Here is a 20,067-nt window from a genome sequence, read left to right as displayed (position 1 = left end):
TTTCAGGTGGATCGTTAGTGATGTGATAGAGAAAGAGCATCAATAAATAAAACGAAACAATCCGCTGCACAGCGATAAGGTCGCGATTTATTTTAGTGATCGAAAAAATAAATTATGTGATGTTTGTCAGCTATTTCGAGCGTAACGGCGCTAATGTGCACTTTTGTTCGTTATTCATGCGTTCACGTAGATATTTGTAAATGTAATAAATTTTTTTGACGTCGTTGATGTAACTGATACATTAGCGTTCTGTTTTTTATTCAGGAGTACCGGGCTTCAGCTCACCTTTATGGACCGTCACCGACGTCGCTCAACATGTTCTCAGCGCTTTTCCGCGCCTGCTTCCACGCTCTTCAGCGTTATCACCACCTGTAACGATCTCTCGTCTCGCCCTCTGGTGCAGATGCAATTTCGTGCGCCTTCACGTTCGGTAAGGAGTCATTGATGGAATTTCTCTTCGACCCCTCAATCTGGGCGGGTTTGCTTACGCTGATCGTGCTGGAAATCGTTCTTGGTATTGATAACCTGGTGTTTATCGCCATCCTCGCGGATAAATTGCCGCCGAAGCAGCGCGATAAAGCCCGACTGATTGGTTTGTCGCTCGCCCTGATTATGCGTCTTGGTTTGCTGTCGCTGATCTCCTGGATCGTGACGCTGACGCGACCCCTATTCAGCGTAGGCGATTTCAGCTTTTCCGGACGAGATTTAATTCTGTTGTTCGGTGGTTTGTTCCTGTTATTCAAGGGAACCATGGAACTGCATGAGCGGCTCGAGAACCGCGGACTCGAACATCAGGGCAATAAGAGCTACGCCAGTTTCTGGGCGGTGGTGATTCAGATCGTCGTGCTGGATGCGGTGTTCTCACTTGATGCGGTGATTACTGCGGTCGGTATGGTGAACCATCTGCCGGTGATGATGACTGCGGTGGTAATCGCCATGGGCGTGATGCTGCTGGCCTCGAAACCGCTGACGAATTTTGTTAACGCACACCCAACGGTGGTGGTGCTGTGTCTGAGCTTCCTGCTGATGATTGGTCTGTCGCTGGTGGCTGAGGGCTTTGGTTTCCACATTCCTAAAGGTTACCTGTACGCGGCGATTGGCTTCTCGATCATCATCGAGCTGTTCAACCAGATTGCGCGCCGTAACTTTATTAAGCATCAGGAACATCGCCCGATGCGTGAACGCACCGCCGAAGCGATTCTCCGTCTGATGGGCGGACGCCAGCGTAAGCAAGCAACGACCACCGAAGAAACTTCGTTGACCGAAGCGATGCCGCAGGAAGCGTTTAAAGACGAAGAGCGCTACATGATTAACGGCGTATTGACGTTATCGCAGCGCTCAATTCGCAGCATCATGACGCCGCGCGGCAACATTTCGTGGGTAGATGTTTCGCGTCCACTGGATGAAATCCGTATTCAGCTGCTGGATACGCCACACAGTTTATTCCCGGTGTGTCGCGGTGAGCTGGATGAAATCATCGGCGTAGTGCGTGCCAAAGAGCTGCTGGTGGCGCTGGAACACGGTATGGATGTGGCGATCTTTGCCGCTAATACCCCGGCGATTGTGGTACCGGAAACGCTGGACCCAATCAATCTGCTGGGCGTGTTGCGCCGTGCTAAAGGTAGCTTCGTAATTGTTACCAACGAATTTGGTGTGGTACAGGGCTTAATCACGCCGCTGGACGTGCTGGAAGCGATTGCCGGTGAGTTCCCGGATGAAGATGAAACGCCAGACATCATTGCCGATGGCGACGGTTGGTTAGTGAAGGGCGGTACCGATCTACACTCGCTGCAACAGCTGCTGGATCATCACGAGTTAGTGAAGGCTGATGAAGATCACGCCTCGTTAGCTGGTTTGTTGATTGCGCAGAAAGGTCAGTTGCCGCTGCCGGGCGAAGTGATTGATTTACCGCCGCTGCACTTCCAGGTGATTGAGGCGACCGATTACCGTATTGACCTGGTGCGCGTGACCAAAGATAAGCCATTCGATCACGAAGAACACGCCGAGTAAGTAATCTGATTGATGCGAATAAAAACGGCCACATAAGTGGCCGTTTTTTTATGCGCTTAACTGCGCCTGATGCTGCTCCAGCCACTGCGGGAAATCTTCAATCGGCATGGGACGCGCGTAGAAATAGCCTTGCAGATGGTCGACGCCGCGCTCACGCAGATAGTGCGCCTGCTCGGCGGTTTCCACACCTTCCGCCACCAGCGAAATATTCAGGCGCTGCGCCAGCGAGATCACCATATCAGTCACGGTCGCGTTAATCGCGTCGGTGCCAATGGCGGCAGTGAAAATCTTGTCGATTTTAAGCACGTCCGGCTTGAGGTCTTTCAGATAAGCCAGCGAACTGTGGCCGGTACCGAAATCATCAATTGCCAGACGCACACCAATCTCATGCAGCTGCGACACCACCGATTGATCGATGATCGGCAAGGCATCACGCTCCGTCAGCTCGACCACCAGTTTTGGAATCGGATTGGCGGGCCACCAGATATTCTGCAGGTCTTCCACAATGGCGCGATCGCGGAAATGGCTGGCGGCAACGTTGATGGCAATATGGAACGACGGACATTGCGGCAGGTTGGGCAGCTCATCCACCACTTTCGCCAGCACGAAGCGGGTTAACGGCGCGATCAGGTTCTGGCGCTCGGCGAGCGGAATGAACACGTCCGGCGCAATCCAGCCCTGACGTTGGTTATGCCAACGCAGCAGCAGCTCCATGCCGTCACACTCGCCGCTTTTGGCGTTAATCAGCGGCTGGCAATACACCATAAATTCGTTAGCGGTGATGCCATAACTGATCTGCCAACTGAGGCTCATGCGGTTAGCGGTCGCCAGCCAGACGATATAACCCATCAGCAGGCTCAGCATCAGCGCCAGTGGCAGCTGTGAAGGTAGAGTGTTGAGCGCCAGCCGGGCGGGAGAAGGGCCATACAAGGTGATGCTGAACGGATAACGCAGCGACGCCTGATCGTAAGCCACTTCATCTTCAGAAGGCTCGGTTTGCTCAATCAGCGGATTGCCGTATTCAAGACTTTGACCACCGACGTTGAAGATCGCACGCTCCACCCACGGCAACTGCGGTTCCAGCAGATAATTTGTCATCAACTCAATATTAATGACTTGCAGCAGCCCTTCGCGGTTATCCAGCGATTTTGGTGTCCACAGCAGCAGCACCGGCGATCCTTTCAACAGATCATTATCCGTGGCTAACATCATGCGCTGATTATTGATAGCTAATTCAGGATAGGTTTGGCTGAAAGAGAGGTTTTGCGGGCCGAAAATGCTGGAGCAGTAGAGCGTGTCGTCCTGCACCAGCAAAACTGTGCGCACGGTTTGCAGTGCGGCAATTTTCTCAATCAGCGGATAACGCACCTGCGAGCAAGGTACGCCAACCAGGCCGAGCGTGTTGTTGGCGGAAACATCCAGCGGCGAGAACATACGATCAAAGCGTTCAATCGCGCGGGTGGCGAAATTCAGCGACTGCTGCTCAATGCGCGATTTCTCTTCGATATAGCGAAAAGTCAGCGTCAGGACCAGAACCAGCGAGGCGATCACTAACGCGATAAGCAGTCGCTTACGGCGAAATTGACCCACAAATTGCTGGGGAATGAGCATCAGTAACCACCTTGCAAAACAAAGATTGAAGCCAAATTAACGTGTAGGTTATCGGCATTGAGGCGGCCAGGTTTAGCGCGGCTGAATAAAAAAAACGGCACCAAAAAAAGCGCGGCCATAAAGGGCCGCGCTCAAAATCAATGTATCTGTTTTAATCAGTTGGAGGTAGCAACAGATGCAGAAAAATAGTCAACTGTTGCTTTAATCATCAGCGGAGTATTAGTCGCACTGGACCTTAATCGCCAATCCGCCGCGTGAGGTTTCACGGTATTTGGCGTTCATGTCCTTACCGGTTTCGTACATGGTCTCAATCACTTTATCCAGCGACACGCGCGGTTCACTGGTGCGACGCAGTGCCATGCGTGCGGAGTTGATGGCTTTCACGGAAGCGATGGCGTTACGCTCAATGCACGGCACCTGAACCTGGCCGGCGACTGGATCGCAGGTTAATCCCAGATTGTGTTCCATACCGATTTCCGCCGCGACGCAAACTTGCTCCGGGCTGCCGCCGAGCAGTTCCGCCAGACCGGCGGCCGCCATGGAACAGGCCACGCCAACTTCGCCCTGACAACCCACTTCGGCACCCGAAATCGAGGCGTTCATTTTATACAGCACGCCAATGGCGCCAGAGGCGAGGAAGTAGCGGATAAAGATATCGGGAGTAACGGGTTCGATAAAGTGATCGTAATAGGCCAACACCGCCGGCACGATGCCGCAGGCACCGTTGGTGGGTGCTGTCACCACACGACCACCGGCCGCATTCTCTTCATTGACCGCCAGCGCGAACATGTTCACCCAGTCGATCACATCCATCGGATCTTTCGAATGTTTAGAAGATGAAACCAGCAGACGGCGCAAGGAAGCTGCACGACGTGGTACGCGCAGTGGGCCCGGCAGGACGCCTTCAGTATTGAGACCGCGATCGATACAGGCCTGCATGGTTTGCCACACATGACCAAAATAGGCATGAATCTCGTCGCGAGTATGCAGCGCCAGTTCGTTCTTCATCACCAAACCTGATAGTGACAGGCCGCTTTCGCGACAGTGGCTGAGCAGCTCTTTAGCAGAGTGGAACGGCCACGGCACAGAAACTTCGTCCAGCACCGGCTGGCCGAAATGCTCTTCATCAATGATGAAACCGCCGCCGATGGAATAGTAGGTTTTACTCAAGATCATCACATCGCCAGCGAAAGCGAACACCGTCATGCCATTCTCATGCAGCGACAGGTTTTCGCTGCGGAACACCATGCCGCCTTCACGTGGAAACTCCACTTCACGCGCGCCCTTGGCTAACAGCAGACGCTCGCGCTGTTCCACGTCTTTGATGAACGCGGGAATGCCATCGATATCCACGGTGGCCGGTTCAAAACCCGCCAGCCCCATGATAATCGCGATATCGGTGTGGTGACCTTTGCCAGTGAGCGAAAGTGAACCGTAGACGTCGACCGCCACGCGCGTCACGTCCTGCAATTTGCCTTGTTCGGCCAGCAGATCAACAAACTGCTTGCCCGCTTTCATCGGACCGACGGTATGTGAACTGGATGGGCCGATGCCCACTTTAAACATGTCAAAAACACTAATCACCGGTGACACTCCTCACAAATCTTATTCTGCACGGCAGAAGCCGTTTATGCGGCTAATAGTAATCGCCCATGTTGGATAACGAGCAGCTTTTCGCATGAAATAAACTAATTATAAACCACAGAAATAGTTATCCGTTTTCTACTGTTGTGAAGCGGATCGATTTTCCTGGCTTGAGGCTCACGAAGTGGCGGATTTAGGGCAATTTGCTGGTTAGTTAAGCATTAATATGCATCTGTATGCAGGTGCGCATGAATGCGCACCCTACGAAAAACGCGTCAATCCATTGTAGGGTCGCCATTTATGGTGACCGAAAGGTGCTTAACTGAGGAGCATTAGAGGATTTACGGGAGGGCGATTTGTTGACCGAGCGCACGAATAATCCCGGCGGTCATGCCCCAGATAAAGTAATCCTCATACCATGACAGCCAGACCTGATGTTGGCGATGACCGCGCCGCAACGTGAGATCGCTGTAGCGGCTCAAACGCAATGCTTCCGACAGCGGCATGGCAAAGGCGCTTTCCACTTCGTCCGGATTGAGCTGCAAAGCCAAATCAGCTGGAATAATGCCCACTACCGGCGTCACGGCGAAACCCGTGCTGCTGGTTACCGGCGGCAGAACGCCGATGATCTGCACCTGTTCCGGCTGAATTCCCACTTCTTCCTGTGCTTCACGCAGCGCGGTGTGGATCAGCGACGCGTCAGTGGCATCCTGCATGCCGCCGGGAAAAGCAACTTGTCCCGCGTGTTTCCGCAGGTGCGATGAGCGGCGCGTGAGCAGTAAGCCAGGTTCCGCGCCGTCAATAACCGGCACCAGCACCGCCGCACGGCGTCCGCTGATAGCGCTTTTTGGCACATGCAGCGGCGGTTGCAGAACAAAGCGGCTGAGGAATTGCTCAAGGGTTAAATTCATCTCAGTTCTCATCACGCAGGCTGGGCAGAATACGATTCACCTTGTGAAAGGTTTCCTGATATTCGGCGTTCAGGTCGCTATCCGCCACTAATCCGCCACCGGCAGCGCAATAAAGCTGGTGGTTCTCCGCAATCAGCGTGCGAATGGTGATGCTGGTATCCATGCGGCCGCACAGGCTGATGTAACCGATGCTGCCACACCACGCGTTGCGGCGATGCGGCTCCAACTCTTCGATAATCTCCATTGCGCGGATCTTCGGTGCGCCGGTAATCGAACCGCCGGGGAAACAGGCGCGCAGCAGATCGGTAGCACTTAGCGTTTCAGGCAAACGTGCACGCACGGTGCTAACCAGATGATGTACCGCCGGGAAAGGCTCGACCACGAACAGTTCCGGCACGCTAACGCTGCCGGGCACGGCCACGCGGCCAATATCATTGCGCAGCAGATCGACAATCATCAGATTCTCAGCGCGATCTTTTTTCGAGTTGGCGAGTTTTTCTGCCTGCAAACGATCGGCCTCGGCATCCGCGAGACGCGGCAAGGTGCCTTTAATCGGACGCGTTTCAATCTCATGCTGCTGTAAAGCGAGGAAGCGCTCAGGCGATAAACTCAACAGCGCGCTGTTTGGCAAACGCAGGAAGGCGCTGAACGGCGCGCGATTCGCCTGCGTGAGACGCAAAAATGCCTGCCACTCATCGCCGCGATAGCCCGCCTGAAAGCGCTGCGCCAGATTCACCTGATAGCAATCACCGGCCTGAATATAAGCCTGCACCGCGTGGAACCGCTGCGCATAGGCGTCAAAACTGAGATTCGATTGCCATTTGCTGGTCAAGGAGAAGGGCTCGGCTGGCGGTGCGACCTGTGCTTGCAGCCATTGCCAGCGCTGTTCGGCATCGGTGAGTGAAATCAGCGTCAGTTTTTGCAGATGGTGATCGGCGATCAGCGCCCAGTCATAAATGCCCACCGCCATATCCGGCGTGGTGAGATCCTGCTGCGCACGCTGCGGCAGAGTTTCAAAGCGCCGTCCCAAATCGTAACCGAACAGACCCAATGCGCCGCCCTGAAAGGGTAAATCGGCATCAAAAGCGGGCGTAACACCCAGCGCGGCGCATTGCTGTTGTACCAGCAGCAGTGGATCGGCGGCGGAATGAATGACCTCATCACCACAGGCAATTTCGGTGCTGGCACCGAGTGTGGTCAGCGTCGTGCGCGGATCGGCGGTGAGGATATCAAAGCGGTTATCCGCGTGATCGGCCTGGCCGGAGGTCAGCAACATCGCCCAGCATTGGTGGGCCAGCGGAGCAAAAAGGTGTAACAGCGTTTCGGGCGTATACTTCAGAACGAGGCTTTTTACCATCATGGGACAAATCACTTCAGCAAGCAGGTGGCTAGCCTGACATATTTTTTTGTTGCTGGCACCCGTTTGTTCCACGTGGTAATAATGCGTCCCCCATGCACCAGGAGTGAATTATGTTTACAGGTCTTCCAGCGTTATCCCACGAGCAACAGCAGCAAGCGGTTGAACGCATCCAGGAATTAATGGCGGGCGGTATGTCGAGCGGACAGGCGATTGCGCAAGTGGCGCAGGAAATTCGTCAAACCTATAAAGGTGAAGCAATTCGGGCGATGTTCGAAGACGACGAGGATGAAGAAGACGACAACGAATAACGCCCGAACGATTTTTACAGCGCGGCGATGATTTTAATTTCGACTTTATATTTCGGGTTCATCAAACCGGCCTGCACGGTGCAACGCACCGGCGCATTGCCCGGTGAAACCCATGCATCCCAGGCGCGATTCATCGCCGGGAAATCGCTTTTCTCCACCAGAAAAATGGTGGCGTCGAGGATCTTGCTTTTATCCGATCCCACGCGCGTCAGAATGGCGTCAATCACTGCCAACGCATTGGCAGTTTGCGCTTCCGCATCTTCATCCAGATTTTCCGGTACGCTGGTGTAATAGACGGTTTGGTTATGCACCACGGCTTCCGACATGCGGTGTTCCGGATCAATACGCGTAATAGTCATGCTGTTCTCCTTTAATTTTGCTGCGCTAGCCTGCCATATCCCAGGGGCGGATGTCATCTGTTGTGGTTGCCTGCCGGGAATCCTGACATAATTACAGTGGTTTTTATTTTTGATGTGAGGAAGTGTGGCAGACGATTTTGCAGCTGACGGCGCCCTGGCGCAGGCAATTCCGGGCTTTAAACCGCGTGAAGCACAGCGCCAAATGGCCAAAGCGGTCACCGAGGCGGTCAAAAAAGGCGGCGAGCTGGTGGTTGAAGCGGGCACCGGAACCGGTAAAACCTATGCCTATCTGGCGCCGGCATTGCGGGCGAAGAAAAAAGTCATCGTCTCCACCGGCTCCAAAGCATTGCAGGATCAGCTCTATAACCGCGATCTGCCTACCATCGCGCGTGCCTTGAAGTTCAGCGGCAAAACCGCGCTATTGAAAGGGCGCTCCAACTATTTATGCCTCGAACGTCTTGAGCAGCAGAATCAAACCGGCGGTGATCTCAGCGTACAGGCGCTGGGCGATTTGATCAGCGTGCGCGGCTGGTCGTCAGAAACCACCGATGGCGACGTCAGCAACTGCAACGGCGTGGCCGAAGACAGTCCGATCTGGCCGTTTGTCACCAGCACCAACGATAACTGCCTCGGCAGCGATTGCCCGCTGTATAAAGATTGCTTCGTGGTCAAAGCGCGTAAAAAAGCCATGGATGCCGATGTGGTGGTGGTGAACCATCATCTGTTTCTCGCCGATTTGGTGGTGAAAGAGGGCGGCTTTGGCGAACTGATCCCGGAGGCCGATGTGATGATCTTTGATGAAGCGCATCAGTTGCCTGATATCGCCAGCCAGTATTTCGGTCAGCAGCTGTCGAGCCGCCAACTGCAGGACCTCGCCAAAGACATCATCATCGCCTATCGCACCGAAGTGCGGGATGTGCAGCAGCTACAGAAATCTGCCGATCGCCTGGCGCAGTGCGCGCAGGATTTCCGTTTGACGCTCGGCGAACCGGGCTTTCGCGGCAATCTGCGCGATCTGCTGAGCGACAACAACATCATGCGCATGTTTACCTTACTGGATGATGCGCTCGAACTCTGTTACGACGTGATCAAACTGTCGCTGGGCCGTTCCGCGCTGCTGGACGCCGCCTTTGAGCGCGCGGCGCTGTATCGCACGCGCCTGAAACGTCTGCGCGCCATTGATGAGCCGGGCTTCAGCTATTGGTATGAGTGCAACAGCCGCCATTTCACGCTGGCACTGACGCCGTTATCGGTGGCGGAACGTTTCCGGGAAGTGATGGATAACCGCAAAGCGGCGTGGATTTTCACGTCTGCCACGCTGGCGGTAAATGAGCAGATGAGCCATTTCTCCAGTCGCCTTGGCGTGGATAACGCCACCACCATGATTCTCGACAGCCCGTTCGATTACACCCAGCAAGCGCTGCTGTGCGTGCCGCGTAATATGCCGGAACCCAATCATCCCGGCGGCGCTCGCCAGCTGGCGCGCATGATGAAGCCGCTGATTGATGCCAACAAAGGGCGCTGCTTCTTTCTCTGCACCTCGCACAAGATGATGCGCGAGTTAGCCATCGAGTTTCGCGCTTCGATGACGTTGCCGGTGCTGCTGCAGGGCGAAACCAGTAAAGGACAGTTGCTGAAGCAGTTCCTCGAAGCCGGTAACGCGCTATTGGTCGCGACCAGCAGCTTCTGGGAAGGTGTCGACGTGCGCGGCGATGCGCTGTCGCTGGTGATCATCGACAAGCTGCCGTTTACCTCGCCGGAAGATCCGCTGCTCAAAGCACGCATGGAAGATTGTCGCCTGCGCGGCGGCGATCCCTTTAATGATGTGCAACTGCCCGATGCGGTGATCACCCTGAAACAGGGCGTGGGGCGTTTGATTCGTGATACGGAAGATCGCGGTGTGCTGGTGATTTGCGATCAGCGCCTGGTTTCACGCCCTTATGGCGGCCTGTTCCTTAACAGTTTGCCGCCCACGCCGCGCACCCGCGATATTGCGCGCGCCATCGAATTTGTCCGTCAGCCAGTGGATCACTAATTTGTGCCAGGCTGTGATAAGATGCGCGCCATTTTGACTCTCTGAGGTTGTTATGTCCGCCCGAATTTTAGCCCTGGACACGGCGACAGAAGCCTGTTCTGCCGCGCTGCAAAATCTGCAGCAGATTGATGCCCGCTTTGAAATAGCCCCGCGCGATCACACCCAACGTATTTTGCCGCTGGTGCAGGAGCTGTTGCAGGCGCAGCAGCTGGATCTGACAGCGCTTGACGTGCTGGCGTTTGGCCGGGGTCCGGGCAGTTTTACCGGTGTGCGTATCGGCATTGGTATTGCTCAGGGGCTGGCACTTGGCGCGAATCTGCCGATGATCGGCGTCTCCTCATTAGCGACCATGGCGCAGGGCGCGTGGCGTTTAACCGGCGCAACCCGCGTGCTGGCGGCGATTGACGCGCGTATGGGCGAACTCTATTGGGCTGAATATCAGCGCGACGAAAACGGTGAATGGCTGGGTGCGGAAACCGAAGCAGTGATCAAACCGGAAGTGGCACAGGAACGTATTGCGGCATTAAGCGGCGAATGGACTGCGGTTGGCACCGGCTGGCAAGCCTATCCGCATCTGTTGACCTCGCCAGGCGCACAGCTTATTGCCTCAGAGGTGTTGTTACCCGCAGCCGAAGATATGCTGCCGCTGGCGCTTAGCGCCTGGCAACGTGATGAAGCCGTTGCGGTGGAGAATGCCGAGCCGGTTTATCTGCGCAATGAAGTGGCATGGAAAAAGTTACCGGGGCGCTAAGTCGCGCGCAACTTATCTCCGCGGGCTCAGTCTAATCAGAGAAATAACAGGAGAAGTGCTATGCCAATAAGTCGTAAAGGGATGTCTGGCGCTCTGTTAGCCTGCGCAATGCTGCTCAGCGGCTGTGTTTCGGTGCCAGATTCAATTAAAGGAAGTTCTGAGCTTCCACAGCAAGATTTACTGCGCGTGATGAACGCGCCGCAACTGTTTGTCGGCCAGGAATCACGTTTCGGTGGGAAAGTGGTGAAAGTCACCAATCTTAACGGCTTAACCCGCGTGGAGATTGCGACCCAACCGCTGGATGAGAGTGCGCGTCCGCGTTTAGGTTCGGCCTCGGTTGGCCGCATCTTTGCCGATATACGCGGCTTTGTCGATCCGGTCGATTTGAATAACCAATACATCACGGTGCTGGGCAACATTAAAGGTATTGAAAAAGGGGATATTGGTAAGGCCAGCTACAACTTTGTAGTAATCGATGTGCGCGGTTATCAGCGCTGGCATCTGACACAACAGGTGATGACTCCGCCGCAGCCGATTGATCCGTATATCTGGTATGGCCCAACGCGCCATCGTGCGGGATATTGGGGACCGAATCCCTATTGGGGCATGAACCTCGGCCAACCGGCGCAGGTGCAAACAATACTTACCGAGTAAGTTTTTTATTATGTTATTTACGGCCCGGTCGCGGTGCTTGCGAACGGGCCTTTTTATTGGGCGCGCAACCGATGCGCGAAATTTAGTGATGCGCTTCGCAACCTGAAAATGCCGAAACAGGCAAACTGGTACAATCAGTTAAAATATTGTTAACAACATTGATTGTCGAGGCGGCGATGGCTACGCAACAAGATTATCGGGGTGATTCTTTGAATAAGGTTTGGCTCAAACGCTATCCGGCAGATGTCCCTGCGGAAATTAATGCGGATCGTTACGCTTCATTGGTCGATCTTTTCGAGCACGCAGCAGAGCAATACGCCGATCAGGTGGCTTTCATTAATATGGGCCAGCCGATGACCTATCGGCAGCTGGAAAAGCAGAGCCGCGCCTTTGCCGCCTGGCTGCAGCAAGGTTTAGGTTTGAAGCAGGGCGATCGCGTGGCGCTGATGATGCCAAACCTGCTGCAATATCCCGTCGCGCTGTTTGGCGTATTGCGCGCTGGCATGGTGGTGGTGAACGTCAATCCGCTCTACACGCCGCGTGAACTCAAGCATCAGCTAGTTGATAGCGGTGCCAGTGCCATTGTCATCGTCTCGAACTTTGCCCACACGCTGGAAAAAGTGGTGGCCGAAACGCCGATCAAGCATGTGATGTTAACGCGTATGGGCGATCAGCTGGCGCCGGTGAAAGCCACGCTGGTAAACTTCGTCGTGAAATACGTGAAAAAGCTGGTGCCGAAATACCACCTGCCGGGCGCGGTGCCGTTCCGCAGCGCCTTGTCGCAGGGCGAACAGATGACCTATCAACGCCCGACCGTGACCAATGACGATCTCGCCTTCCTGCAATACACCGGCGGTACCACCGGCGTGGCCAAAGGCGCGATGCTGACGCACCGCAATATGCAGGCCAATCTGGAACAGACCAAAGCCACTTACGGCAAGCTGCTGCGTCCGGGCAAAGAGCAAGTGGTGACCGCGCTGCCGCTCTACCACATTTTTGCGCTGACGGTGAATGGGCTGCTGTTCCTCGATCTTGGTGGTACCAACCTGCTGATTACCAATCCGCGCGATATTCCCGGCTTTGTCAAAGAGCTCAGCAAGTTCCCGTTTACTGCGATCACCGGCGTGAACACCTTGTTCAATGCACTGCTGAATGATGCCAATTTCAATAAGCTCGATTTCTCCACGCTGCGCCTGTCTGCAGGAGGCGGCATGGCGGTGCAAAAAGCGGTCGCCGAGCGCTGGGAAAAACTCACCGGACACTATCTGCTGGAAGGTTACGGCCTGACCGAGTGTTCGCCGCTGGTGTCAGTGAATCCATATGACATTACCTGTCACACCGGCAGCATTGGTTTGCCAGTGCCGTCCACCGATGTGCGCATCGTCGATGATGAAGACAAGGATGTCGCGCCAGGCGAACCGGGCGAGCTGTGTATTCGGGGTCCGCAGGTGATGAGCGGCTACTGGCAGCGCGCCGATGCGACCGATGAAGTGCTGAAAAATGGCTGGCTGCATACCGGTGATATTGTTACCGTTGATAGCGAAGGCTTTATTCGCATCGTCGATCGTAAGAAAGACATGATTCTGGTGTCAGGCTTTAACGTGTATCCTAACGAGATCGAAGATGTGCTAATGCAGCACGAGAAAGTGCGTGAAGCTGCAGCGATTGGTGTTCCCAGCGATCTGTCGGGCGAAGCGGTTAAAGTGTGCATCGTGAAGAAAGATCCCTCACTGACCAAAGAAGAGGTGCTGGATCACTGCCGTCGCCAGCTGACCGGCTACAAAGTGCCGAAGATTATCGAGTTTCGTGACGAGTTGCCAAAGACCAACGTAGGCAAAATTTTGCGTCGCGAATTGCGTGATGAGGCGAAGCGAGAAGGGCAGTAATGCGCCATTCTCCTCAGGTTAACGCCGGCACAGTCCGGCGTTTTTATTGCTTTTAACATGGAGCGCTGCGCGTAGTTTGCCGCAGCGAGAAAGACAACGTGAATTACACCCTGATCGACCAAAATGACCAACTGGCCGCCGTGTGCGAGAAAGCACGCCAGCATGCCGCCGTGGCGCTGGACACCGAATTCGTGCGTACCCGCACTTACTATCCGCAGCTCGGCCTGATTCAGCTGTTTGATGGCGACCAATTGATCCTGATCGATCCGCTTAGTATCAGTGACTGGACGCCGTTTGTGGCGTTGCTGCAGGATAAGCAGGTCACCAAATTCCTGCACGCCGGTGGCGAAGATCTGGAAGTATTTCTGCATCGTTTTAAATGCCTGCCCGATCCGATGATTGATACGCAAATTCTGGCGGCCTTTAGCGGCCAGGCGCTGTCGTGGGGCTTTGCCTCGATGGTGATGCATTTCAACCAGATCGAGCTGGATAAAAGTGAGTCGCGTACCGATTGGCTGGCGCGTCCGCTGACCGAGCGTCAGTGCGAATATGCCGCCGCCGATGTCGCCTATCTGCTGCCGATTGCCCATCAGCTGGTGGCGCAAACCGAGGAAGCCGGCAACATGGCGGCGGCGTTAAGCGAATGCAATTTGCTGTGCCAGCGTCGCCTCGATGTGCTGCAGCCGGAAGAAGCCTGGCGCGATATCACCAATGCGTGGCAACTGCGTCCGCGTCAGCTGGCGGCGTTGCAACGTCTGGCCGCGTGGCGTTTGAACATCGCGCGTCAGAAAGATATGGCGGTGAACTTCGTGGTGCGCGAAGAGAATCTGTGGAAAGTAGCGCGCTTTATGCCAGGCAGCCTTGGTGAGCTGGATCATTTAGGGCTGAACGGCCATGAAATTCGCTTCCACGGTAAAGCGATGGTGGCGCTGGTGGCTGAAGCACAGGCGCAGGATGAATCAACCTTGCCGCCGCCGCTGCCTAATCTGATCGATCATCCGCATTACAAGCAGGCGTTTAAAGCCATTAAAGCGCTGGTGCAACAGGTAAGTGAAGAGAGTGGTTTCAGTCAGGAACTGCTGGCATCACGTCGCCAGATCAATCAGGTGCTGAGTGTGCATTGGGGATTGAAAACCGCGTCGCGCACACCTGAATTACAGACAGGCTGGCGGGGCGATTTGCTGAAAGCGGGTATCGACGAGATTCTGCAGGCACTGTAACGGTAGCATTTTCCCCTGCGCAACACCGCAGGGGAAAATCAGGAAACCGCTTTAATCATTTAGGAACGTCTTCCGGCTCCGGCAGCGTTACGTTGAGCTCGAGGATGGAGATATCATCCCCTTTCTGATCCAGCTGAACGGTCACCATATCCGGGTCAATTTTTACGTATTTACAGATCACTTCCAAAATATCGCGCTTCAGCTGCGGCAGATAGTGGGGCTCACTGTCGCCCCTTCTGCGCTCGGCTACGATAATCTGCAGCCTTTCCTTGGCTATATTGGCTGTGTTCTTCTTACGGGATAAAAAGAAATCAAGTAATGCCATTGGTTATCCCCCGAACAGGCGTTTAAGGAAACCCTTCTTCTCTTCTTCAATAAAGCGGAAGGGGCGTTCTTCGCCAAGCAGGCGATCTACGGTATCAGCATAGGCTTTACCGGCGTCAGCGTTTGCGTCGAGGATCACCGGCTCACCCTGGTTAGAGGCGCGCAGGACAGATTGATCTTCCGGGATGACGCCAACCAGTGGAATGCGCAGAATTTCCAGCACGTCTTCCATACTCAGCATATCGCCACGGGTAACGCGGCCGGGATTGTAACGGGTCAGCAGCAGATGCTCTTTCACCGGATCCTGGCTGTTCTCTGCACGACGGGATTTCGAAGAGATGATGCCCAGAATACGGTCGGAGTCACGTACTGAAGAGACTTCCGGGTTGGTGGTGATGATGGCTTCATCAGCGAAGTACAACGCCATCAGCGCGCCAGTTTCGATACCTGCTGGTGAGTCGCAGACGATAAAGTCGAACTCCATTGCCGCCAGATCGTTCAGCACTTTCTCAACGCCTTCACGCGTCAGCGCATCTTTATCGCGCGTCTGTGAAGCTGGCAAAATATAAAGCTGCTCTGTACGCTTGTCGCGAATCAGCGCCTGGTTCAGCGTCGCGTCACCCTGAATGACGTTAACAAAGTCATACACCACGCGACGTTCACAGCCCATGATCAAATCGAGGTTACGCAGGCCGATATCGAAATCGATGACGACAGTTTTTTTGCCTTTCTGCGCTAAGCCGGTGGCGATGGCCGCGCTTGACGTGGTCTTGCCAACGCCCCCTTTACCCGATGTAACTACAATAATGCGTGCCATAAATGTTGATTTCCTTAACGAAAGAAAAGGGGCTTAATTAAGTGTCTGAATGGTCAGCGCGCCTTCTTTGAGACTCAAACGCGCCGCTTTACCAAAGAATTCCGCCGGAATGTGGTCCATCATCCAATATTCCCCGGCAATAGAGACCAACTCTGCGGCGAGGTTGGTGCAAAAAATCTGGCTGTCGCGTTGTCCGCCGACACCGGCCAACGCGCGACCGCGCATCATGCCGTAAATATGGATGTTGCCGTCGGCGACCAGTTCGGCACCGGCGCTGACGCTGCTGGTGACGATGAGGTCGGCATTGCGCGCATAAATCTGTTGGCCCGAACGCACCGGCGTATTAATGATGCGGGTTTTACTGGCGGCTTCAGCGATCACTGCCGGAACAACCGGCGCGGCTTCAACCACGGGAGCCGCAGCCTGTTTGCGGCTCTCTTTACCTTCCGAAAGTACCGGCAAACCCGCGCGGGCAATCATTTTTTTCAGGGCTTCATCTTTGCAACCGCTGACACCGACGATACGCAGACCGGTCGCCATCACCGCTTGTTGCATCTGTTTCCAGTTAATGTCGCCGGTTAACGCTGACACATTCAGCACCACCGGCGCATTCAGCAAAAAGGCAGGTGCCTGATCGATTTTGTCCTGTAGCGCCTGACGAATCACCTCGGGTTGCGAATGATGCAGATGAACGACTGACAGGGTAAAACTGCTTCCCTTGAATTCGATTGGCGTTTGCGACATCTGTGCTGACTCAGTCCTGTTTTACGACCCTTAAATGTACGCCGATAAAATCGGCAATAACATCAAACGGTCAATATTCGAAGTTCTGCAAGCATGTTATAGTTACTGCTATATTCAGGCAAGTGACGCCATCGGTTAATTCGAGTAAAAAATATGTTTTGTGTGATCTACAGAAGCCCGCAACGTGAACAGACTTATCTGTATGTTGAAAAAAAAGACGATTTTTCACGGGTACCAGAAGAACTGCTGCGTGGCTTCGGCAAACCCCAGCTGGCAATGGTGTTATCGCTGGATAAGCGTGACAAGCTGGCTAACGCGGATATCAATAAAGTTAAGCAAGGTTTAAGCGAACACGGCTATTATTTGCAAATTCCACCACCGGTTGAAAGTCTGCTCAACATTCATCTCGATCAGGGTAAAAAAGATTAATTCAGATTCATCTGTAAATATATCCTGTAGAAATAATCAGTGCTATTTGCGTTAATTAACTGCCCGCTTTAACCCTTTATTGCGGGCAATTATCCAAGCGTTTAGCTGATTTTGTTGTATACGATTAACGACTTTTGACAATTTCCGCCACGCCTGCCGCCATAAACCCGCTAATATATTCCACCTCAGCCTGCCGCGTTCCGGCACTGAGCCAGACTTCATCGCCAGATGCACTGGCGGCAAACACAACCAAAGCAGGGGAATAGCATGTATCAGCATCGTAACTGGCAGGGCGCTCTGTTGGATTATCCGGTCAGCAAAGTGGTTTGCGTCGGCAGCAACTATGCGAAGCACATAAAGGAGATGGGAAGTGCCACGCCAACCGAACCGGTGGTGTTTATCAAACCGGAAACTGCGGTGTGCGATCTGCGCCAGCCGCTGTCGATTCCGGCAAATTTTGGTGAAGTGCATCATGAAGTGGAGCTGGCGGTGTTGATTGGTTCAACGCTGAAACAGGCGAGCGAAGAGCACGTGGCGAAGGCGATTGCTGGCTATGGCGTTGCGCTGGATTTGACCTTGCGTGACGTGCAAGCGGGTTTGAAGAAAGCGGGCCAACCGTGGGAAAAATCCAAAGGTTTCGATAACTCGTGCCCGCTGTCGGGTTTTATTCCCGTTTCTGAGTTTAGCGGCGATCCACAGAACACCGAACTGAAGCTGATTGTTAACGGCGAAGTGCGCCAGCACGGCACGACCGCCGATATGATCCACAAAATTTTGCCGCTGATTGCCTATATGAGCCAGTATTTCACCCTGCGCGCGGGCGATGTGGTGCTGACCGGGACGCCAGAGGGCGTTGGCCCAATGCGCTCTGGCGATAAGCTGGAAATCACGCTGGCCGGTCACGGTATTTCGACGCGCGTTCTGTAAAACTTGCATCACCGCACCTGAAGCTTTATAAGGTGCGGTCTCTTTGCTAACCCGGACCGCCATCATGACTGAACAACCTTTCTGGCAGACTAAACGCCTTGACCAAATGAACGACGCAGAGTGGGAATCCCTGTGCGACGGCTGCGGCCAATGTTGCCTGAATAAGTTGCAGGATGCGGACACCGACGAAATCTACTTCACCAACGTGGCCTGCAATCAGCTGAATATCAAAACCTGCCAGTGTCGTAACTACGAGCATCGTTTTGAGTTGGAAGAGAATTGCATCAAGCTGACGCGTGAAAACCTCACCAGTTTTGAATGGCTGCCGCGCACCTGCGCCTATCGTGTGTTAGGAGAAGGCAAAACCTTGCCGGCGTGGCATCCGCTTATCGCTGGTTCTAAAAAGGCGATGCATGCGCAGCGCATTTCCGTGCGTTTTATTGCGGTGCGTGAGAGTGAAGTGCGGGATTGGGAAGAGCATATTATCGATCGACCGGATCGTAACGGTTAAGCATAAAACAGGCAGCCAAGGCTGCCTGTTTTGTTTGTGCTTAGCGTCCGAACAGATCGCGGCGTTTCGGTTTGAAGGGTTGTGCAATCAGCACCAGCAGCGCCACCAGCAGATAAGCGGCAAAAATCACGATCATCCACTGCGGCATGCTCCAGGTCAGGAAGGTCCAGCCGCGCTCAGCGCAATCACCGCTCGCTACGAATACAGAAGGCAACCACTTATCCAGCGGCAACCAGGTTGGGAAACGCGCGGCAAAGTCGCAGGTGACAAACGGGTTGGGATGCAGCTGAATCATGGTGTGATCGTAAGAGAGGCGCGTGCCTTCAATCGCGCTGTAGATCCAGATGAGAATGGCCGCCCAGCGTAGCGGTGTTTTCGGCGCAATAGCGCCCACAATGCCCGCGCCCATCACGCCAAACAACGCGCAACGCTCATAAATACACATTACGCAGGGTTGCAGCCCCATCACGTGCTGAAAATACAACGCCGTCAATTCAAACGCCAACGCCGTCAGGGCCAGCAGAAGCCAGGCACCGCGTCCACGCGAGCATTGATTTAAATATCGCAACATATTGCTTTTCCTGTAACCGTTAATGTTTCGCAGTGTAAACCAAAAGCGCAACCGTGCCAGCCAGGTAACGGGAAAAAATCATGTACAAAAATGACTTAAGTCGCCTTGAGGCCAAAAAAGTGTCTGTTGAGCGCATGACCCGAAGAGCGCAAGCTGCAGACGCAGCGCAAACGTGTGCCTGGCCGGGGAATTTACTCTGAATTCACGGCTGAATTTTGCGCCAGCGCGCGCTTTTAATCGGTTGGCAGGCTATTTACGCTATAGCCGCTCTGGTATGATGAGTCGCATTACGATAAAGAAAGCAACGAGAAATAAATGCTATGGTGATTAAGGCGCAGAGCCCCGCGGGATTTGCTGAAGAGTATATTATTGAAAGCATCTGGAACAGTCGTTTTCCGCCGGGATCCATTCTACCTGCCGAACGTGAGCTTTCTGAACTAATTGGCGTAACACGCACCACGTTGCGTGAAGTGTTGCAGCGTCTGGCGCGTGATGGCTGGTTGACCATTCAACATGGCAAACCAACTCGCGTTAACGATTTCTGGGAAACCTCCGGTTTAAACATCCTCGAAACCCTGGCCCGACTCGATCACGATAGCGTCCCGCAGTTGATTGATAATTTGCTGTCGGTGCGCACCAACATCTCGTCGATTTTTATCAGCCGTGCGCTGCGTCATCATCCAGAAAAAGCGCGTGAAGTGCTGGAGAATGCGCTGATTGAGGAAGATAAAGCCGAAGCCTATACCGAGCTGGATTATCGCGTGTTCCGCGGCCTGGCGTTTGCCTCGGGCAACCCGATTTATGGTCTGATTTTGAACGGCCTGAAAGGATTGTATACCCGCGTTGGTCGTCACTACTTCTCCAGCCTGGAAGCGCGTGAACTGGCGCGTAACTTCTATCGCCAATTGGCTGACCTGTGCGTGGCCAACCCATCGCAGGAGCAGATTGTCGATAGCGTGCGAGAATACGGACGCCGCAGCGGTGAGATTTGGCACAAGATGCAGAAAAGCATGCCGGACGATTTAGCCAGCAAGCGATAAAAGAAAAACCGGACC

Annotated in this window: 20 protein-coding genes; 11 read left to right on the top strand and 9 right to left on the bottom strand. The window is 54.1% G+C overall.

What is annotated here, in order from left to right; translation table 11 throughout:
- Positions 1 to 444: 444 nt before the first annotated feature.
- Positions 445 to 2,010, top strand: a complete 1,566-nt coding sequence (locus tag ACXIZX_RS10255) for a TerC family protein (RefSeq protein WP_179450638.1) — start codon at positions 445 to 447, stop codon at positions 2,008 to 2,010.
- 48 nt (positions 2,011 to 2,058) lie between these two features.
- Here ACXIZX_RS10255 and ACXIZX_RS10250 read toward each other — a convergent pair whose 3' ends face one another.
- The 4 genes from ACXIZX_RS10250 to pabB all read right to left on the bottom strand — a co-directional run bounded on the left by ACXIZX_RS10250 (position 2,059) and on the right by pabB (position 7,476).
- Positions 2,059 to 3,621 carry an EAL domain-containing protein gene (locus ACXIZX_RS10250; protein WP_154156365.1) on the bottom strand — a complete coding sequence of 521 codons (1,563 nt, stop codon included), beginning with the start codon at positions 3,619 to 3,621 and terminating at the stop codon, positions 2,059 to 2,061.
- Positions 3,622 to 3,840: 219 nt separating this feature from the next.
- Positions 3,841 to 5,205, bottom strand: a complete 1,365-nt coding sequence (locus ACXIZX_RS10245) for an L-serine ammonia-lyase (RefSeq protein WP_479404099.1) — start codon at positions 5,203 to 5,205, stop codon at positions 3,841 to 3,843.
- Positions 5,206 to 5,546: 341 nt separating this feature from the next.
- On the bottom strand, positions 5,547 to 6,116 hold the full coding sequence (locus ACXIZX_RS10240) for a CoA pyrophosphatase (RefSeq protein ID WP_479404098.1): 570 nt from the start codon (positions 6,114 to 6,116) through the stop codon (positions 5,547 to 5,549).
- 1 nt (position 6,117) lies between these two features.
- Entirely contained in the window at positions 6,118 to 7,476 is a 1,359-nt protein-coding gene (pabB, locus tag ACXIZX_RS10235) for an aminodeoxychorismate synthase component 1 (protein WP_479404097.1), read from the bottom strand.
- A 110-nt stretch (positions 7,477 to 7,586) separates the two neighbouring features.
- On the opposite strand from pabB, the gene ACXIZX_RS10230 reads away from it, so the two are divergent.
- On the top strand, positions 7,587 to 7,784 hold the full coding sequence (locus ACXIZX_RS10230) for a YoaH family protein (protein ID WP_008110398.1): 198 nt from the start codon (positions 7,587 to 7,589) through the stop codon (positions 7,782 to 7,784).
- A 14-nt stretch (positions 7,785 to 7,798) separates the two neighbouring features.
- On the opposite strand, the gene ACXIZX_RS10225 is transcribed toward ACXIZX_RS10230, so the two are convergent.
- Positions 7,799 to 8,143 carry a RidA family protein gene (locus ACXIZX_RS10225; RefSeq protein ID WP_061718729.1) on the bottom strand — a complete coding sequence of 115 codons (345 nt, stop codon included), beginning with the start codon at positions 8,141 to 8,143 and terminating at the stop codon, positions 7,799 to 7,801.
- A gap of 124 nt (positions 8,144 to 8,267) precedes the next feature.
- Between ACXIZX_RS10225 and ACXIZX_RS10220 the strand changes: the two genes are divergently transcribed.
- The 5 genes from ACXIZX_RS10220 to rnd all read left to right on the top strand — a co-directional run bounded on the left by ACXIZX_RS10220 (position 8,268) and on the right by rnd (position 14,689).
- A complete protein-coding gene (locus ACXIZX_RS10220) occupies positions 8,268 to 10,178 on the top strand; it encodes a DNA repair helicase YoaA (protein WP_179450646.1) in 1,911 nt (636 codons plus the stop codon).
- 52 nt (positions 10,179 to 10,230) lie between these two features.
- A complete protein-coding gene (gene tsaB / locus ACXIZX_RS10215) occupies positions 10,231 to 10,929 on the top strand; it encodes a tRNA (adenosine(37)-N6)-threonylcarbamoyltransferase complex dimerization subunit type 1 TsaB (RefSeq protein ID WP_179450648.1) in 699 nt (232 codons plus the stop codon).
- A gap of 60 nt (positions 10,930 to 10,989) precedes the next feature.
- Positions 10,990 to 11,583: a Slp family lipoprotein gene (locus ACXIZX_RS10210; protein ID WP_479404096.1), complete on the top strand. Its 594-nt coding sequence runs from the start codon at positions 10,990 to 10,992 to the stop codon at positions 11,581 to 11,583.
- A 209-nt stretch (positions 11,584 to 11,792) separates the two neighbouring features.
- Complete coding sequence (gene fadD, locus ACXIZX_RS10205; RefSeq protein WP_479404095.1) at positions 11,793 to 13,469, top strand: long-chain-fatty-acid--CoA ligase FadD; 1,677 nt, start codon at positions 11,793 to 11,795, stop codon at positions 13,467 to 13,469.
- A gap of 98 nt (positions 13,470 to 13,567) precedes the next feature.
- Positions 13,568 to 14,689, top strand: a complete 1,122-nt coding sequence (gene rnd, locus ACXIZX_RS10200; protein ID WP_479404094.1) for a ribonuclease D — start codon at positions 13,568 to 13,570, stop codon at positions 14,687 to 14,689.
- A gap of 55 nt (positions 14,690 to 14,744) precedes the next feature.
- Here rnd and minE read toward each other — a convergent pair whose 3' ends face one another.
- Genes minE through minC form a run of 3 tightly spaced genes read right to left on the bottom strand, consistent with a single transcriptional unit; the run spans position 14,745 to position 16,574 of the window.
- Positions 14,745 to 15,014 (bottom strand): cell division topological specificity factor MinE, encoded by a 270-nt coding sequence (gene minE / locus ACXIZX_RS10195; protein ID WP_007889661.1) that lies wholly within the window; start codon positions 15,012 to 15,014, stop codon positions 14,745 to 14,747.
- A 3-nt stretch (positions 15,015 to 15,017) separates the two neighbouring features.
- Positions 15,018 to 15,830 (bottom strand): septum site-determining protein MinD, encoded by an 813-nt coding sequence (gene minD / locus ACXIZX_RS10190; RefSeq protein WP_007889662.1) that lies wholly within the window; start codon positions 15,828 to 15,830, stop codon positions 15,018 to 15,020.
- 33 nt (positions 15,831 to 15,863) lie between these two features.
- Positions 15,864 to 16,574 carry a septum site-determining protein MinC gene (minC, locus tag ACXIZX_RS10185; RefSeq protein ID WP_479404093.1) on the bottom strand — a complete coding sequence of 237 codons (711 nt, stop codon included), beginning with the start codon at positions 16,572 to 16,574 and terminating at the stop codon, positions 15,864 to 15,866.
- 153 nt (positions 16,575 to 16,727) lie between these two features.
- Here minC and ACXIZX_RS10180 point away from each other — a divergent pair, with 153 nt between their 5' ends.
- The 3 genes from ACXIZX_RS10180 (at position 16,728) to ACXIZX_RS10170 (ending at position 18,441) form a co-directional block, all read left to right on the top strand.
- Entirely contained in the window at positions 16,728 to 17,003 is a 276-nt protein-coding gene (locus ACXIZX_RS10180) for a YcgL domain-containing protein (protein ID WP_007889664.1), read from the top strand.
- A gap of 267 nt (positions 17,004 to 17,270) precedes the next feature.
- A complete protein-coding gene (locus ACXIZX_RS10175) occupies positions 17,271 to 17,930 on the top strand; it encodes a fumarylacetoacetate hydrolase family protein (protein WP_154181697.1) in 660 nt (219 codons plus the stop codon).
- A 64-nt stretch (positions 17,931 to 17,994) separates the two neighbouring features.
- Entirely contained in the window at positions 17,995 to 18,441 is a 447-nt protein-coding gene (locus ACXIZX_RS10170; RefSeq protein ID WP_008110381.1) for a YcgN family cysteine cluster protein, read from the top strand.
- A gap of 40 nt (positions 18,442 to 18,481) precedes the next feature.
- Here the strand turns inward: ACXIZX_RS10170 and dsbB are convergent, their stop codons facing one another.
- Positions 18,482 to 19,012 (bottom strand): disulfide bond formation protein DsbB, encoded by a 531-nt coding sequence (gene dsbB / locus ACXIZX_RS10165; protein ID WP_154156351.1) that lies wholly within the window; start codon positions 19,010 to 19,012, stop codon positions 18,482 to 18,484.
- A gap of 320 nt (positions 19,013 to 19,332) precedes the next feature.
- Here dsbB and fadR point away from each other — a divergent pair, with 320 nt between their 5' ends.
- Complete coding sequence (gene fadR / locus ACXIZX_RS10160) at positions 19,333 to 20,052, top strand: fatty acid metabolism transcriptional regulator FadR (protein ID WP_008110376.1); 720 nt, start codon at positions 19,333 to 19,335, stop codon at positions 20,050 to 20,052.
- Positions 20,053 to 20,067: the final 15 nt, after the last annotated feature.

The organism is Candidatus Pantoea symbiotica (assembly GCF_056491525.1).
The sequence above is the reverse complement of the archived record's forward strand: the minus strand, read 5'-3'. Positions and strand labels throughout refer to the sequence as shown.

Bases quoted from the DNA above. Each gene is read 5' to 3' on its own strand.
- ACXIZX_RS10175 (WP_154181697.1), top strand. From the start codon at position 17,271: ATGTATCAGCATCGTAACTGGCAGGGCGCTCTGTTGGATTATCCGGTC.
- ACXIZX_RS10170 (WP_008110381.1), top strand. From the start codon at position 17,995: ATGACTGAACAACCTTTCTGGCAGACTAAACGCCTTGACCAAATGAAC.
- ACXIZX_RS10180 (WP_007889664.1), top strand. From the start codon at position 16,728: ATGTTTTGTGTGATCTACAGAAGCCCGCAACGTGAACAGACTTATCTG.
- pabB (WP_479404097.1), bottom strand. From the start codon at position 7,476: ATGATGGTAAAAAGCCTCGTTCTGAAGTATACGCCCGAAACGCTGTTA.
- ACXIZX_RS10240 (WP_479404098.1), bottom strand. From the start codon at position 6,116: ATGAATTTAACCCTTGAGCAATTCCTCAGCCGCTTTGTTCTGCAACCG.
- minD (WP_007889662.1), bottom strand. From the start codon at position 15,830: ATGGCACGCATTATTGTAGTTACATCGGGTAAAGGGGGCGTTGGCAAG.
- tsaB (WP_179450648.1), top strand. From the start codon at position 10,231: ATGTCCGCCCGAATTTTAGCCCTGGACACGGCGACAGAAGCCTGTTCT.
- ACXIZX_RS10255 (WP_179450638.1), top strand. From the start codon at position 445: ATGGAATTTCTCTTCGACCCCTCAATCTGGGCGGGTTTGCTTACGCTG.
- minC (WP_479404093.1), bottom strand. From the start codon at position 16,574: ATGTCGCAAACGCCAATCGAATTCAAGGGAAGCAGTTTTACCCTGTCA.
- ACXIZX_RS10225 (WP_061718729.1), bottom strand. From the start codon at position 8,143: ATGACTATTACGCGTATTGATCCGGAACACCGCATGTCGGAAGCCGTG.
- fadR (WP_008110376.1), top strand. From the start codon at position 19,333: ATGGTGATTAAGGCGCAGAGCCCCGCGGGATTTGCTGAAGAGTATATT.
- ACXIZX_RS10230 (WP_008110398.1), top strand. From the start codon at position 7,587: ATGTTTACAGGTCTTCCAGCGTTATCCCACGAGCAACAGCAGCAAGCG.
- minE (WP_007889661.1), bottom strand. From the start codon at position 15,014: ATGGCATTACTTGATTTCTTTTTATCCCGTAAGAAGAACACAGCCAAT.
- dsbB (WP_154156351.1), bottom strand. From the start codon at position 19,012: ATGTTGCGATATTTAAATCAATGCTCGCGTGGACGCGGTGCCTGGCTT.
- ACXIZX_RS10250 (WP_154156365.1), bottom strand. From the start codon at position 3,621: ATGCTCATTCCCCAGCAATTTGTGGGTCAATTTCGCCGTAAGCGACTG.
- ACXIZX_RS10210 (WP_479404096.1), top strand. From the start codon at position 10,990: ATGCCAATAAGTCGTAAAGGGATGTCTGGCGCTCTGTTAGCCTGCGCA.